This is a genomic window from Flavobacterium sp. UBA2787, from assembly GCA_002352205.1.
In the GTDB taxonomy this organism is placed as follows: domain Bacteria; phylum Bacteroidota; class Bacteroidia; order Flavobacteriales; family Flavobacteriaceae; genus Flavobacterium.
In genome coordinates this window covers 205,185-220,187 of record DEHZ01000005.1, presented here as the reverse complement: position 1 = coordinate 220,187, position 15,003 = coordinate 205,185, and the positions used below count along the sequence as shown (strand labels likewise).

General features: G+C 35.8%; 11 protein-coding genes. All 11 read right to left on the bottom strand.

Going from position 1 to position 15,003, the window contains the following annotated elements:
• Positions 1-419: 419 nt before the first annotated feature.
• Positions 420-965 carry a hypothetical protein gene (locus B4N66_RS04995; protein ID WP_291092806.1) on the bottom strand — a complete coding sequence of 182 codons (546 nt, stop codon included), beginning with the start codon at positions 963-965 and terminating at the stop codon, positions 420-422.
• Positions 966-1,183: 218 nt separating this feature from the next.
• Positions 1,184-1,378, bottom strand: a complete 195-nt coding sequence (locus B4N66_RS16360) for a hypothetical protein (protein ID WP_324522797.1) — start codon at positions 1,376-1,378, stop codon at positions 1,184-1,186.
• Positions 1,348-1,785: a transposase gene (locus B4N66_RS04990; protein ID WP_324522799.1), complete on the bottom strand. Its 438-nt coding sequence runs from the start codon at positions 1,783-1,785 to the stop codon at positions 1,348-1,350. Before B4N66_RS04990 ends, B4N66_RS16360 begins: the two co-directional genes overlap by 31 nt.
• A gap of 106 nt (positions 1,786-1,891) precedes the next feature.
• Entirely contained in the window at positions 1,892-2,023 is a 132-nt protein-coding gene (locus B4N66_RS04985; protein ID WP_291092804.1) for a hypothetical protein, read from the bottom strand.
• A gap of 96 nt (positions 2,024-2,119) precedes the next feature.
• A complete protein-coding gene (locus tag B4N66_RS04980) occupies positions 2,120-2,503 on the bottom strand; it encodes a hypothetical protein (protein ID WP_291092803.1) in 384 nt (127 codons plus the stop codon).
• 12 nt (positions 2,504-2,515) lie between these two features.
• Positions 2,516-6,193, bottom strand: a complete 3,678-nt coding sequence (locus B4N66_RS04975; RefSeq protein ID WP_291092802.1) for a DUF6443 domain-containing protein — start codon at positions 6,191-6,193, stop codon at positions 2,516-2,518.
• 6 nt (positions 6,194-6,199) lie between these two features.
• Positions 6,200-9,184: a hypothetical protein gene (locus B4N66_RS04970; protein WP_291092800.1), complete on the bottom strand. Its 2,985-nt coding sequence runs from the start codon at positions 9,182-9,184 to the stop codon at positions 6,200-6,202.
• A gap of 46 nt (positions 9,185-9,230) precedes the next feature.
• Positions 9,231-10,829: a T9SS type A sorting domain-containing protein gene (locus B4N66_RS04965; RefSeq protein ID WP_291092798.1), complete on the bottom strand. Its 1,599-nt coding sequence runs from the start codon at positions 10,827-10,829 to the stop codon at positions 9,231-9,233.
• Positions 10,830-11,858: 1,029 nt separating this feature from the next.
• Entirely contained in the window at positions 11,859-13,019 is a 1,161-nt protein-coding gene (gene hppD / locus B4N66_RS04960) for a 4-hydroxyphenylpyruvate dioxygenase (RefSeq protein WP_291092796.1), read from the bottom strand.
• 90 nt (positions 13,020-13,109) lie between these two features.
• The gene (locus tag B4N66_RS04955; RefSeq protein WP_291092794.1) at positions 13,110-13,475 is read right to left on the bottom strand and encodes a four helix bundle protein; all 366 of its coding nucleotides are present in this window, start codon (positions 13,473-13,475) and stop codon (positions 13,110-13,112) included.
• Positions 13,476-13,644: 169 nt separating this feature from the next.
• Positions 13,645-14,799: a homogentisate 1,2-dioxygenase gene (locus tag B4N66_RS04950; protein ID WP_291092792.1), complete on the bottom strand. Its 1,155-nt coding sequence runs from the start codon at positions 14,797-14,799 to the stop codon at positions 13,645-13,647.
• Positions 14,800-15,003 lie beyond the last annotated feature (204 nt).

Below are 15,003 nucleotides of genomic sequence, written 5' to 3'. Positions count from 1 at the left end.
TCGGCATGAGGTTTGTTTTACAAATGGTTAAGTTGTGAATTTTGGTTCATCACTAACTTTGGAACATTACCTACATCACTAACTGTGAAAAATTACCTATTAGCCTCATTTTTATAATTATTTCTAAACAAATAATAACACTGTATAAGTATCAATAAAAAAAGAATCAAATAAAATGAATTATCCAAATATCCAAAATAATAAATTAAAAAAAGAATTAAATTAATAAATAGAAAATAAATATAAATTCTGTAAATTAATTTATATTTCAATTTTTGAATTACCATTATTTTTAAGTATTCATTGAAGTAAATCAATAATAACAAAATTAACGAGTCAGAGTTCAAATATTCAAATGACCAGAACAAACTAAAAATTATCAAAACTAATATTAGTTTTAAAAAAATACTTAATTTCATTTAAATTTTATTTTTTTTTCTTAATAGTTCAACTGCTTTATCGTGTCTTTCCATTGACTTAAACATCTGAATAGCATGTTCTTTTGATGCTTTATGAAAATTATATGACATCCAAAAAATATTTGTACCAGCTAATTTCTTCTTTATCACTTGTCCAGCCCCACCTTCTTTTGATTTTTTAATAATTTCTTTTCCTATTAAGGTATAATCAAATCCTTTCTTTAAACTACCCCATCCTACAGCACTTTTTGTTCCTTCAGATTTAAGTTCAGAAATTAAAAAATTAGCCTCAAATGCATCTTCCCTTTTGACTTTTACACTTACAAATCCTTTTGGATCATATGGATCCCAATATTTTTCTTCAACAAATTCTTCCTTTCCAATTAAGTGCCATTCATTGTTATAAAATATATAATCATTCCCATCTTTAGATGAAAAAATTTCTTTATTTTTATGTGTATATTTATCTGGATGTGGACAATCAGAACATTTACTATTTCCGTCGCCATTCCCCGAAACTCTCCTCGTCTCAAAAAGCTGCGTCATCACATCATGGCTAATGTCACCTCGTTCTAATGGCGTAATGTATTGTCCTCTAGAGTCATACTTTTGTCTTCCAAACCCATCATACAGTTGTGGTATACTACTATCCGCCCCACTTGGGTCTGCCCAAAAAACAGGATTATTATCAAAAGCACCCCGCTCCGCAAAGTCTTCTTAGTAGCAACGCTCCGCAAATGTCTCCCGACTTTGCGGAATGTAAGTTAATCATAACTACTATATTTTGTAATTAAATTTGGATTTAAATTGCTTTTAAGGGATATGTCAACCAATTCAACTTTAATCAAACCTTCGTTACACACATAATTTGAAGCACTTGAATAGAGGTAGTGAGATGCTTTTTCTACTAATCCAGCACGAACGGGATTTAAATGAATATAGTCAATTTTTGACCACATAAATTTTTCAGAATAATTTCTTCTGCATGATTCCCTAATTGCCAAAATTGAAAATTTTTATTTCTGCTACGAGTCTTTGTCGCCAATTGAAAACGTTCTAACATCCATTCTTTTCTACTTTCTGGTTCATTTTGAATTTTTTCTAAAATGGTTTTGGCTGTATATTTCTTAAAATCACGAATTAAATCTGACAGTTTTCCTTCTTTTGACTGAACAATCATATGAATGTGATTTGTCATAATTACATAACTGTATAGAACCATTCCTTTGTTTTTGATGCAATAATCTAAACAATCAATAACACAATCTCGATATGATTTTCTGGAAAAAACGTCAATCCAATCAACAATTGTTGCAGTTAAAAAATGTGGCAGGTTTTGGTCTCTGATGACATATCCTTCTTTCATGGCGTGTAAATTTTAAATAAAAATAATAAACTTTCTGATATTTCTTATTTTATTTTTTTAAATTCCGTAAAGTCAGGAGACATTTGCGGAGCTTTTCATAGGAACTTTATGCTCGAACACTTTGCGGAGCGGGGTTGTTAAACGCAAAACGATACGGCGTAATACCCGGTGTCAACTCCGTAAGTCTATCCATGGCCATAAATCTTCCTAACGCAGCATCATACTGGCGGAAGTCCATAGCTGTTTCAGTTCTAATTCTGCCTGAAACACTCAGTCATTTAATTTGTATTTATACCCGTCCTGCTCATCACTAATCATTGAACATTACCTCTTCCTATTTCCAGATTTGACCACCTGATAATCTTATAGTGACATATAAAGGTACTATAATAATAAAAAAAATCAACAACAGTAATTCATACAATTTTAATACCTTGTAATCAGACTTAGCTTCTGATTTCTTTAATTTATTTTTATAATAATTATTAATTGTAATAAGCCATAATAGTGAAATAGGAAGAAAAGCTAATTTATTAACAAATCTATCTTTACTAAATGAAGGAATTTCAAAATTAAATATACTTCCTAGAATTAAGAAAATTAAAAAAAAATGAACTATTTGAGCAAAAAAAATCAAAGCCACACTATTAAATAATGGATCATAATTATTCTTTTTCTTGTAAAAATTGTAAAATTTAATAAATAGCCAGTAATACATAATTTATAGAATTTAATCAAACAAATTTTGAGTAATAGATTTTCCTGTATGGGCTTGAACAGCCATGTCAGTAATGGTATATACACCTCCTACAATCCATCCTAATGGATTTGAAGCCGCAAGAAAATATAATGTTCCTGTAATAATTAAATCTGCTGTATGATGATTTTCCCAACCATTACTAAGGCCATCGTATACCGTCATACCTGCGGAAGCAACTGTTATTTTTTGTCCAACATTTTGCAAAAACTTAGCCCCACTCAAACTATTCTTCATAGCTTGTGTAACTTTCGGATAATTCCCTTGCCAATAAACTTGTCCCCGATGTATGTATTTACCTGCTGTAAGTGCATGCTCCACCCGACCTGCACTTGCTCCGTACTGCACATAAGAAACCCCTTGTCTGGTGATTTCTCCAATACCAAGCCCAAAAGTTAAAGCACTAAAAAGAGAAGGCCCAGAACTAGATGATCTTTGATGTGTTGAAGCTCCAACTATTCTTTTTACATCTTCACTTTCCCCAAAAAAACTAGCATAAAACACATGAGCCGTTCTGCCATCGGCATCATAAATTCTAAACAATTCGTTTTCTGCTTTACCTTCTGCAAAAAAATCAACAACCCCTGGCGGTAATACAAACTCTTTTACACCTCCCATTCTTTCTGACTTCCTCCTCATCTCAAAAAGCTGCGTCATCACATCATGACTAATATCGCCACGATCTAATGGTGTAATGTATTGTCCTCTCGAGTCATACTTTTGTCTTCCTAATCCATCAAAAAATTCAGGCATACTACTATCAGCACCACTTGGGTCAGCCCAAAACACAGGATTATTATCAAAAGCACTATAGGGAGAATAATTATGATGTACCACCGGATCTTGCACGACCCATCTTGCAATAGCCGGATCATACTGACGCATGTCCATGGCATACATATTGAGTCCTAGTTCGTCTTGGTATTCTTTGCCGTTGAGTTTGTAATCATACACCGTTTGATTGGTGGGGGTAATGATAATGCCACCACCATTCATCAGCTTGGAATACTGCTTTTGCGACATATTATAATTCCGGTGCTTTAAACCGAAAGGATAATAGTTGTTTTCTTCTAAAATCGTAAGAACGTTGCTTGCAGGGTCTTTGGTATAACTCAAACGAACATTACCCAAATGATCGGTGTAATTGTAAACGTAATTATATACATTGCCATCGGTTACTTTTACATAGCCTTCGGCATGTGGAAAAAACTCTAACTCCAATGCATTACTTCCAGTTTTTACATACTGAAAACCATTGAGGTAATCGGTAATGGTGATGAGTGTTCCTTCGGCTACCTTTTTTTGAACTTTTACCCCAGCCGCATTGTAAAGGTATTCAATTTTTCCTGCAACACCAAAATCTACTAACGTGGGTAAGTTTAAATGATTGTATCGAATAATCGATATGTTTTTATTGGCATCGCTCAACATATTGCCAAATCCATCATAGCTATAATCATCTACCGTATCATTGGTGCCATCACTATCGTCTTTAAAACCATTGGGGTTGTTTTGATAATCGGTGACTTTCATCAACTGGTTTTTTTTGGTGGGATGATAAAAATAGGCCAAGTTATCTATTTGCAAGTTTTGAAATTGGTCGTCAAATTCTCCCGTGCGGGTTAGGGTGCTAATGTTTCCATTTGCATCATACGACAGGATTTCGTTATAACTATTGGTTACTTCTACCGTTGCACCGGGTTTTTGATATACGGCACTCAACAATCGGTTCATCTGGTCATAGGAATAGCCGTATTTTCGCAAGACATTGTCTCCGGCTGTACGCCAAAACGTTTCGGAAATATTACCATTGTAGAGTGCTTTTACCGTGTTGTTTAAACTATTATCTACCGTGTTATAATTTATTTTAAACGAAAATAAATCGTTAAAAAGTCCGCCACCACTGCTTAAATCGTTCGTGTTATTTATTTCCAACAACCAACCGCGGATGTTGTAGCGGTAGTCTACTTTTTGCAAGCCTAATTCACCCGTTAGGTTTGTTCCGCCCACATTTTTAGCAATCAATTGACCCAATGGGTTATACTGATTGTTGGACAAACGCTCTTGCACAAGGTTGGGAAGTTTATGCAAGTGTTTCACCAGTCTGCCTTGGGCAGTATATTCAAAATTTTCTTGTACAGCTATCTCATTATCTTGACTGGTTCGCTTGTGCGACGTAATGGTGTATAGGAGCAAACCATCCTCCATATAAGAATCGGTTTGACTAAATCCGCCTAAGTAGTTAGATTGATAGGTTCGCACCGGACGTGCTTTGTAATCATAAATCACATAGGATAACTCACCCACTACTGAACTCGCATTTAAAACCCGTGTCCAAGTTCCGGTAGGGAGTCCTTTGGCGTTAGTTAAAACAGGTTGTCCTTCTACCGTTGGTGGTATGGCAGGTGCTCCCGGATAAGTGTAATTGTCATAATAATTAATGGATAAAATGGTGTAGGTTGTTTTAGGAAAAACAGTGTTAGAATATTGAATGCTTACGCCATTATTGGTTGTGGCTGACGTTAGTTTTGTTTCAAAAATAGGTTCGGCAGCCAAATCTTTTGTGTTCTGTAACGTGTTTCTTCTGGCCGATGTAAACGTGTTTTCACTCACCCATGCTGTATAGGCTACTCTGCCAAAAGCGTCGAATTTTGAAACCATCCAACCTCTTTGTGTTCCGCCAAAAGGGGTTAATACCGGGCCTGATAACACGGGGCGGTCTAATTTGTCATACACAATGAATTCCCAATCTTTGCCGGGTAATTTTTTTTCTACCAACCGATTTTTAAAATCATATTTGTATTGATAACACATATCATTCAAAATCGTGGTCGTGATTGATGATGCGGTATTCACCCCGGGAGGGAAAACATAGGTTAAATTGCCAAAGTCATCATACAAATAATACGTATCTCGAGCCAACGAATTTTCAAAAGTTCTTTTGAGTAGCACTAACCCCTGTTTGTTCTTAAACTCTTGTGTAGTATGATTATTACCGGCGGCTGTTGTCCAGTTTTCATCTTTAACAATTGTTTTGGTCAATTGACCCGCCCCATAAAATCCGGAGTTAACTAAAGCAATGTCGTATAATTTAGTTGTGGAGTTTTTAGTGTTTGACACTTTAAAAAAACGCACTTCGGAGGCCGCGTTTGACTGATATTCAAATTTTACAGTGTGATCAGTTGTACTACTGGGAAAGTCGACCATCCAATGTTCACCGGGTGAACCTTGTTTTAAAACCCTTCCCAAGGGCGAAGCTTCGATTTGTTGCTCACTGTAGGGATTAGTGGTGTTTTCATAGGTTGGAGTATTATAGAAACTAAGGGTTTCTTGATGTGCATTTGGATTATATAACAAACTGGATGTGGTTTCAACATAAGGCATATAACTTTTGGTTGGTCTGCCAACATTGTCATAGCCCACATGGGTTACAATATCACCATCACCATGAGCTTGCTTGATGGCTCTTTGTTGGATTAGGCGTCCGGTTCCATCAAAATAATCCACCTGAACCGTGGCTTGGTTTGGCATTGGATTACTTATTGAACTGGCCGTTGCCACCTTGTAGGTAGTGGTTTTAACATAATTTTGATTCTGACTTTGTCCTAAAGCCAAAAAAGGAAGGAGTAAAAGGATGTATAACTTTTTCATCAGGCTTTAGTTTTGAGTTCGGTAATGGTACTCGTTTTCAGACAATAGTTTTCCTGTGTGATCGGTTACTTTTTCCAGACGGTTAAACTTATCGTAAAAAAACGTCATGATAAATCCTTTGGGGTCGGTAACGGTTTGAACACCCACCAACGGTTTATAGGTAAAAGTACTCACCATCGCATTGGCCATTGAACTGTGGTTTCTTAGAGCATTTAATGCAGTAATAAGATTGGCAGAATTATTGGTGTTAGACGCATCGATAATGGGCGTAATTAGATTGGGTGGTATAGAATTGAAAGCCATATTTTCAATTTTTGCCACCACTTGTGTGGAATTATAACCCCAGATGTAGGACACTTTAATTCCGTTTTCTTGCTCAATTTCCACCGGATTATTATTGCTGTCTATCAGGTTTACTTTCATCTTTTGCACAAGCGGATTGTCGTGTTTAGAGACCGATGTGGATTGTGCTTGGTAGGATATAGTTGGAATACCTAAAAAACCGCCATAGTTAACAACAGGCCATTGGTTAGAATAATTAATAAATGTGGTGTTTAACAACTTTGTGTTTAAAAACACTTCCGTTTTTTCTAATGCAATTCGGTTTAAACTGCTAGGAGTGTTGCGTAGATCATAATAATATTTTGTTGTTAAGGTCTCGTTTGTTACACTACTGGTTTCAGATTTCTCTGCAAGGAGTCTATTAAAAATATAAGTATAGTTGCTATTAATTTCAGTAGGATTAGAATTTGAAAAATAGGAAGTTTCTTTGGATTGCATTAACGCAGTCCAACCGATTGCAAAATTATTATATAATCCTTCGGAGGGTTCAGAAAGATAGTCTTCATCGTAATTATAAACGTTTTCTATTTTCTTTTGCAATACCCCCGCTTCATTGTAAATTCTAACTTCTTTGGCTTTACCATATTTTGTTGAGCTTAAGGGTTGATGAGGGTCATCTGGCATATAATCTTTTGGAGACACAAAATAATAATCAGTTCTTCCGGCTTCTCCTGTTTGAGTTACGCGAACATTTTGATACCAAACCGGAGAAATTCCCTCTCTAGAGGCTGCTTTCTTTGCCCAAAACTCATAGTTTATGATTCCGTCTACTAACAAATAACCGCTACTTCTGTTGGGTTCATCAAATTGGGAATAGTCATAATTGAATTCTTTGACCGGTGTATAGGTAACACCGGGATTGGATAGTGAGTAATAATTTTGCGGCACCGTAGGGTCTTCAAAATAACCAATACGTTTGATTCGGATGCCATTGCCATAATGCCATTTTTTGGGTGTAGAAACCGGAGCAATTTCTTCTACCGTAGCATATCCATTGTGTGGGTAGCTTGAGTTTAAATGGATTTGGTAGGTGCCCGGATTTAACGTAATGCTTTGGCCGGAACAGCAGTTTTGGTTGTTGTTATAATACTCTCTTTTGTATTTCCAAATCGGCTGAAGAGGTGTGCCTGTGTTAACAGATTCTCCAAATGCAAACGTTTCGATGACTGTAGAAGATTGTCTCAGGCTAAATTGAGGATAAAAACTCATCATGGTGGGGTCATCTTCACTGGAATCTACCAAATCCATTTGTTGTTCATATTGATCTATATCAAACTTGAAATATAATTTTTTGGGACTGTTAAGTACCGTAAAACTAAAAGACGTTGCACCTCCGGGAGTAAAAGAACCTCCTGCAAATGAACTTTTACTGAAATTGTGCAAATTGGCTGTAGTGAATGATGTAAAAAAATCGGGGTCATGTTCCCACTCAAGAGGTTCTGTATTTGGGACGGGTCTTTGTTCATAACGATGAATATTGGCATAGGAATACGTATTGGCTTCATAGTCATATAAAACTGCTCCACCCGTAGGATAAATTATTTTCTGAAGTACTCCTTTGGCAACATGTCTTGGAGTAAGTGCTTTTGACTCCTCCGATCTATCATAAACTATATTTCTTAAAACATTAATACGAGTCTCATTACCATACATACACCACTTATCAAATTCATTGTTGTATCCCCATTTATCAATATCGGCAATATGGTTATACTGGTTAATTGCTGGACCTTTGTAAAAAAACTGGTGCTTGATGGTTTGCGTATTATCGTTGTTATCTTGAATCAGTTCAATTAAATTTTGGCCATTATAGATAAATCGAAACTTATTTATCTGATTGTTTTGAACGTCTCGTAATGTTAACGAAGTATATTTTACTTTTGGATCATAAGTTGTGGTATTGACAAGTGAATGTTCTAGTGTAACTTTTCCAACATTGTGAGCAATCACTTCCTTTAAATGGCGATAGGTGTTTTTTTCATTTCCTTGATGATAGTCTTCCACTTTATAAAATGTATCATAGTTAAAAGTCAACAAATTTCCATTTTTGGTATCAATAACCTTGGTTAAATGCAAAGCACTGTTCGTAAGATTTCTAGTTTCCCAGGGATTAAATTGGGGATCACCTCCTGTTTTCACTTTTATATAATTGTCGGCAAGATCAAAAACAAATTTAATCCCGTTGTCGTCATAAATTGTAGCAGATAGATAATTTGGAAAATTATTTGAGTCCACTTCTAAATTTGCCTTTAAAATTGCTCCATTTTTTTCAGAGATGTAAGTTGTATATTGATTCATTCCTTCGCTTTCAACTGAAATACTTCCGGTATATCCCATAAAGTTAAAATGACCCCCTGTTCCATTAAATGAAATTACGCCCGAATTATATAAACTCCAGCCTCTTCCGGTGTTTCCTGAAAGTGTGTCATAAACGGCAACACTGGAAGGGTGATATTTTAAATCAAAATCTACTGTAATATCTTTAGACAAAGTAGGTAAATAGGTTAATGGAATAGAAATGTTAGGCGTTCCTGTTGGAAGATCAACAGGATGGGCATCAAATTTTGCAAATGCATTTACGCTGGGACTTGTTGGCACATAATCTTGTGCTGTTCCTGATATTGAAGTAATGCCTACTAGTAGTAGCATTATAAATTTTAACTGTTTTATTATCTTGTTCATCATTTTGATACGTTTAATTTCTTCTCATTCCTTTAATCACCTTCACCCCATCCTTTTGTACATCCGTTCTAATTTCAATGACATAGATTCCTTCCGGAAGTCCGCCCAAATCTAAAGGAATCGTGCGTTCTTTGGCAATGTCAAAACTTTGGAGTTGTCTGCCCGCTAAATCAAAGACCGAACAAGTGCCTTTTTCATACTCATAACCAATAATCACGTTGGTGTACTGTGCCGTGGGATTGGGGAAGGCCTCGATGGCCAGTTTGTCTTCCTTGCGTTTGTTTTTGTCTTTGAGTTTTACAACCCAAAAATCTTGACTGCCCACAGCTGATTTTTTGTCTCGGGAAGCTTCTCCGCTGGAGGTTCCCGTGAGCAAGTAGCCTCCATCACGGGTAATAATCACTTTTCGCATGACCTCTTCGCCATTACTTCCTACGGTTCGTTTAAAGATTTCTTCGCCGTTTTCTTTTATCTTTATGAATGCATAGTCGTTGATGTCTTCTCTGTCACTCTTTTTGGTTCCGTTTACTTCACTTTTGGCAAAACCGGCTATCAGAAGTGTTTTATCCTCGTTTTCTACAATCGACGTCAAGATGTCTGACTTTCCAAAATGATAGGTTTGTTGCCAGATTTCTTCTCCGTCTTTATCTAATTTAATCACCCAAAAATCAGTTCCGCCTCTATTGCTTTTACTTTTGGTTTCAGATACGCCTGAATTGGAGTTACCACCCAAAATAAAATCACCGTCTCGGGTTTGAATAAGGGTGGCTAATTGATCGTCTTTGTCTCCGCCAAGTGTTTTCTGCCATTCAAGGTTACCTGATTTATCTAGTTTTAAAATCCAATAATCACCAATACCGTAGTTGCGGTTGGTTTTGTCGCCTGATTCAGGAGAATTGGAGTAGCCTCCCACGATGTAACCGCCGTCTTGGGTTTGTTCAATGCTCTTTAAAAAGTCGTTGTACAATCCGCCATAGGTTTGTTGCCAGTCTATTTTTCCTTTTTTATCTAACTTGATAATCCAATAATCCATTGCCCCTCGGCTGTTGCTTTCCTTGTCTCCCGATACTTCCGAAGCCGATGAAGCACCAATAATATAACCACCATCTGCTGTTTGATGAACATCCTGAACCATTTCTTGCGAAGAACCGCCAATTGTTTTTTGCCATTCTTCCACACCTTTGGCATCCAGTTTAAGTACCCAGATATCTTCTTGACCACGGCTGTCTTCTTTTTTATCTCCGCTTTTAGGAGAATTGGACGTTCCCACCAAGATAAATCCACCGTCATTCGTTAATTCAATGCGTTGCAGGAGGTCTGAACCCGAACCGCCGTAGCTTTTTTGCCATTCTAAATCGCCTTTTTCGTTCATCTTCCATAACCAATAATCCAAATCACCTTGATTGACATCAGTTTTTTTTCCGGTTTTCCCCGAAAGGGAACTTCCGGCTAGAATAAATCCGTAATCTGCTGTGGCAACAGCATCAAATAAATAATCGGCATGTTTGCCGCCTAACGATTTTTCCCAAAGGATGTCTTGGGAGAACAAATGCCCACTCCATAGGAAGAAAAGGATGACAAGGGGTTTAAAAGAGGGATAGTGATTTTTCATAAAAACTAAGCTTAAACGTTGATTACTATGGTTTTAAAAATGTTAAAAATTTGAATCGCAATTTATTGAAACCCCAACAAAGTCAATTGCACATTTTGTGCACTTTTTGTTAAAATTTACTAAAACGAAAATCTAGAATAGGGGATGCCTTGTGTTGATAGAAATTTTTTTCATCCAAACGGCATTACCTTCATCAAGTTTATCACAAAAATTAAAAAATTCTATTTAATACTTGGTAGAACAAATCACTTACATGGTGTAGAATTTGTTTTATGCCGCTGTGAAGGGTTAAAATTCGGGTGAAGAGGAGATGATGTAGCAAAAAATAATTTGCTACACATAAGTTTTAAAAATGAATTCTTTTAAAAATACAACAGGTTTATCGCGGAAGAAATTGCTGCGTTTTTGGGGTAAAAAGATAAAAGAAGTTTAGGGGGCAGTTGCACTTTTAGAAAAACAATTGGATCTTGAACGGGTTATAAAACAACTTGATGAAGCGGATGTGTTCATTGCTCAAATCACAGCTCATCGGGATACGTTGTAATTTTAAAGTAATTGAAATTTTACCGCCTCAGAAGAGGCGGTTTTTTTAAAAAAGGTTAAGATTAACAAAAAAACTTTGCTCTATCGAGATATCATCACATCGACCAATCGCCACATTGCCTAACCAAAACCATATAAAAACACAAAACCCAACCGATCACGATTGAGTTGTATGCTATTAACTAACCAAAAAAAACTATAAATTATGAAAATTTACATTACTCAAAAGAAGGTAACCACTCCTTCTTTTTTGCGAGTGCAAAGGTAATTAGTTGGTTATTAAATTGTTAGTTATTTTTTGACTTTAACACATATTCAACAAAAAACGCATTGAAAGAAGGTGTAAAATTTCACTATTCGTAATTTTAAGACAGTTTTATTAATATTTATTCACAAAAAACTTGTTGTTGTCGTAATAAAATAGAAATCCGCTATGTTTCACAATGATTTTATGAAACGTAGCGGATCTTAATTTATAAATAACGTTTACAATGTTCCTCGTAAGGCTTGCTCTCGCTCGATACTTTCAAATAACGCTTTAAAATTTCCAGCACCGAAACCTTTTGCTCCCATTCTTTGAATGATTTCGAAAAATAAAGTTGGTCGATCTTCTAACGGTTTGGTGAAAATCTGCAACAAATAACCTTCTTCATCCGCATCAATCATAATACCTAATTTTTGAAGTTCGTTGATGTCTTCCTTAAATTTAGACATGTGGTCTTTTAAACGTTCCGGAATGGCATCGTAATACGCTTGTGGCGGAGTACTCAAGAATTCAATTCCTCTTGAACGCATCTGGGCAACAGTTGAAATAATATCATCAGTAGCAACGGCAATGTGCTGCACACCCGGACCTTCATAAAAATCTAAATATTCTTCTATTTGCGATTTTTTCTTTCCTTCGGCCGGTTCGTTGATTGGGAATTTAATTCTGCCGTTTCCGTTGCTCATTACTTTACTCATTAAAGCTGAATATTCGGTAGTAATTTGCTTGTCGTCAAACGATAGGAAATTCACAAATCCCATGACATCTTCATACCATTTTACCCACGTATTCATTTCATTCCAACCCACATTTCCAACCATGTGATCGATGTATTTCAAACCAACCGAAGTTGGATTGTAATCCGATTTCATTTCTTTATAACCCGGAAGGAAAGTTCCTGTGTAATTTTTACGTTCTACGAACATGTGCACGGTTTCTCCGTAGGTGTAAATTCCGGCACGAACCACTTCTCCAAACTCATCGCTTTCAACAGTTGGTTCCATAAAAACTTTTGCTCCACGTTTAGTTGTTTCTTCAAAAGCACTTCGGGCATCTTCTACCCAAAGAGCTACGATTTTTACACCGTCACCGTGCTTTTTAACGTGTTCACCAATCGGAGAATCGCTTTTTAAGGCGGTGGTTAATACTAATCGAATTTTGTCTTGCTTCAAAACATAGGAAGCTCTGTCTTTTACTCCGGTTTCCAATCCGGCATAAGCCAATGACTGAAATCCAAATGCTGTTTTATAAAAGTGAGCTGCTTGTTTGGCATTTCCCACATAAAATTCTACATAATCGGTTCCCAACAATGGAAGGAAATCTTGAGCTCCTTCGAATATTTTTTCTAATCCGTATTCTACTGATTTTATTTCTTGTGACATAATATTTTAATTTGTCAATTGGGCAATGTGGCAATGTGTCAATTTAGAAAACTGCTAAAATTGCATTACAAAAACCAATTGGGTTAAGCTTTATTTTTTAATTTTTGAAGTTGCTATTATTTTATTTGTGATTTTTAAAATATCAAACAATTCTATTAACAACTCTTCTGTATCAGGATAACGTTCAAGTTCATTGCATAAAAACAACCAAAATTCTGTTTCATCAGCTTCTTTCATTGCAATTTTAAATTTGTGTATAAAATCGGCTTTGCTTTCTGCATTTTGAGCTTCTTTAATATTTGCTCCAATTGATGTGCCAGACTTGAGCAGTTGATTGGCAACAACAAACTTTTTATTTTCCTCTAATTTTTCAGTGTATAAAACTATTTTCTTTGCAAATTCGAATGATTTTACAAGAATCAAATTGTCCTTGTACTTTTCTTTAAATGTTATCATGGCTTATAAAATTAATGTGTCAATTTTTCAATGTGTCGATGTGTCAATTGACTGATTTGTTTACAAATGTTTTTAAATTATTAATATCTTTTTTTAAATATAAATTCTAATATCTTCATTACTACTATCCCTCATTGACAAATTGCCGAATTGACAAATTGCCACATTATCAAAGCCACGATTGAAAGTACTTTTCATCTGCAACTTTCATCGCTTCATCCGTTACCATCAAGGGTTTAAATGTGTCAACCATTACGGCTAATTCTTTTGTTTCTGTTTTTCCGATACTTCTTTCGTATGCTCCCGGATGCGGTCCGTGCGGAATTCCGGCTGGGTGAAGTGATATGTTCCCTGGTTTTACGTCGTTTCGGCTCATAAAATCGCCATCAACATAATATAACACTTCATCGCTATCGATGTTGCTGTGGTTGTAAGGTGCCGGAATAGAAAGGGGGTGATAATCATACAATCTCGGAACGAACGAACAAACCACAAACGCATCCGTTTCAAATGTTTGATGAACCGGTGGCGGTTGATGAATTCTTCCCGTAATCGGTTCAAAATCGTGAATGGAAAAAGCATACGGATAATTAAAACCGTCGTAACCCACAACATCAAAAGGATGTGAAGCATAAACCATTTCGATGATTTCGTCTTTTTTCTTTACTTTGATGATGAAATCTCCCATTTCATCATACGTTTCTAATTCGGTTGGACGACGTAAATCGCGTTCGCAATAAGGTGAATGTTCTAATAACTGACCGAACCAATTTCGGTAACGTTTTGGAGTATAAATTGGTCTTCTTGATTCTACAATAAACAAACGATTGTCTTCTGTATCAAAGTCGATTTTATAAATAATTCCGCGTGGAATCAATAAATAATCACCATATTTAAAGTCGATATTTCCTAAAAGGGTACGAAGTTTTCCGCTTCCTTTATGGATAAAAATCATTTCATCGGAATCGGTATTTTTATAAAAATAATCTTGTGTTTTATTTTGTGGAGCGGCTAAAGTGATGTGACAATCCGAATTTGTCAACACAATTTTTCGGCTTTCTAGATAATCTTTTTCGGGTGCTACATCAAATCCGTGCAATTTATAGGATTGCATATTATTAGCCTTGGCAATAGATGGAGCTACCGAATATTGTTTGCGGATTTCTTTGACCTGCGTTGGTCTTTGAACGTGATACATATTGGAATACATTCCGTCAAAGCCAACAGTACCAAACAATTGCTCATAATAAAGTTCGCCGTTTGGTTTTCGGAATTGTGTATGACGCTTGGGAGGAATTTCTCCTAATTTATGATAAAATGGCATTTTTTTGAATTTTGATTAAACATTCTATTAATTGTCATATTGACAAATTGCCACATTGGCTAATTAACCCAAATCATTCCGGATTTCGTTTGATGAGGAATTGAAGATAATCTAATAATCCGGGCCAAAAAGCATTCATTTCAAAAATTATTTGAGGTTAGTTTTGATTTTTTTTAATGTTTACGCCCACGATAATACCAAGTC

Bases quoted from the DNA above. Each gene is read 5' to 3' on its own strand.
- B4N66_RS04995 (WP_291092806.1), bottom strand. From the start codon at position 965: ATGACGCAGCTTTTTGAGACGAGGAGAGTTTCGGGGAATGGCGACGGA.
- B4N66_RS16360 (WP_324522797.1), bottom strand. From the start codon at position 1,378: ATGTGGTCAAAAATTGACTATATTCATTTAAATCCCGTTCGTGCTGGA.
- B4N66_RS04990 (WP_324522799.1), bottom strand. From the start codon at position 1,785: ATGAAAGAAGGATATGTCATCAGAGACCAAAACCTGCCACATTTTTTA.
- B4N66_RS04985 (WP_291092804.1), bottom strand. From the start codon at position 2,023: ATGGACTTCCGCCAGTATGATGCTGCGTTAGGAAGATTTATGGCCATG.
- B4N66_RS04980 (WP_291092803.1), bottom strand. From the start codon at position 2,503: ATGTATTACTGGCTATTTATTAAATTTTACAATTTTTACAAGAAAAAG.
- B4N66_RS04975 (WP_291092802.1), bottom strand. From the start codon at position 6,193: ATGAAAAAGTTATACATCCTTTTACTCCTTCCTTTTTTGGCTTTAGGA.
- B4N66_RS04970 (WP_291092800.1), bottom strand. From the start codon at position 9,184: ATGCTACTACTAGTAGGCATTACTTCAATATCAGGAACAGCACAAGAT.
- B4N66_RS04965 (WP_291092798.1), bottom strand. From the start codon at position 10,829: ATGAAAAATCACTATCCCTCTTTTAAACCCCTTGTCATCCTTTTCTTC.
- hppD (WP_291092796.1), bottom strand. From the start codon at position 13,019: ATGTCACAAGAAATAAAATCAGTAGAATACGGATTAGAAAAAATATTC.
- B4N66_RS04955 (WP_291092794.1), bottom strand. From the start codon at position 13,475: ATGATAACATTTAAAGAAAAGTACAAGGACAATTTGATTCTTGTAAAA.
- B4N66_RS04950 (WP_291092792.1), bottom strand. From the start codon at position 14,799: ATGCCATTTTATCATAAATTAGGAGAAATTCCTCCCAAGCGTCATACA.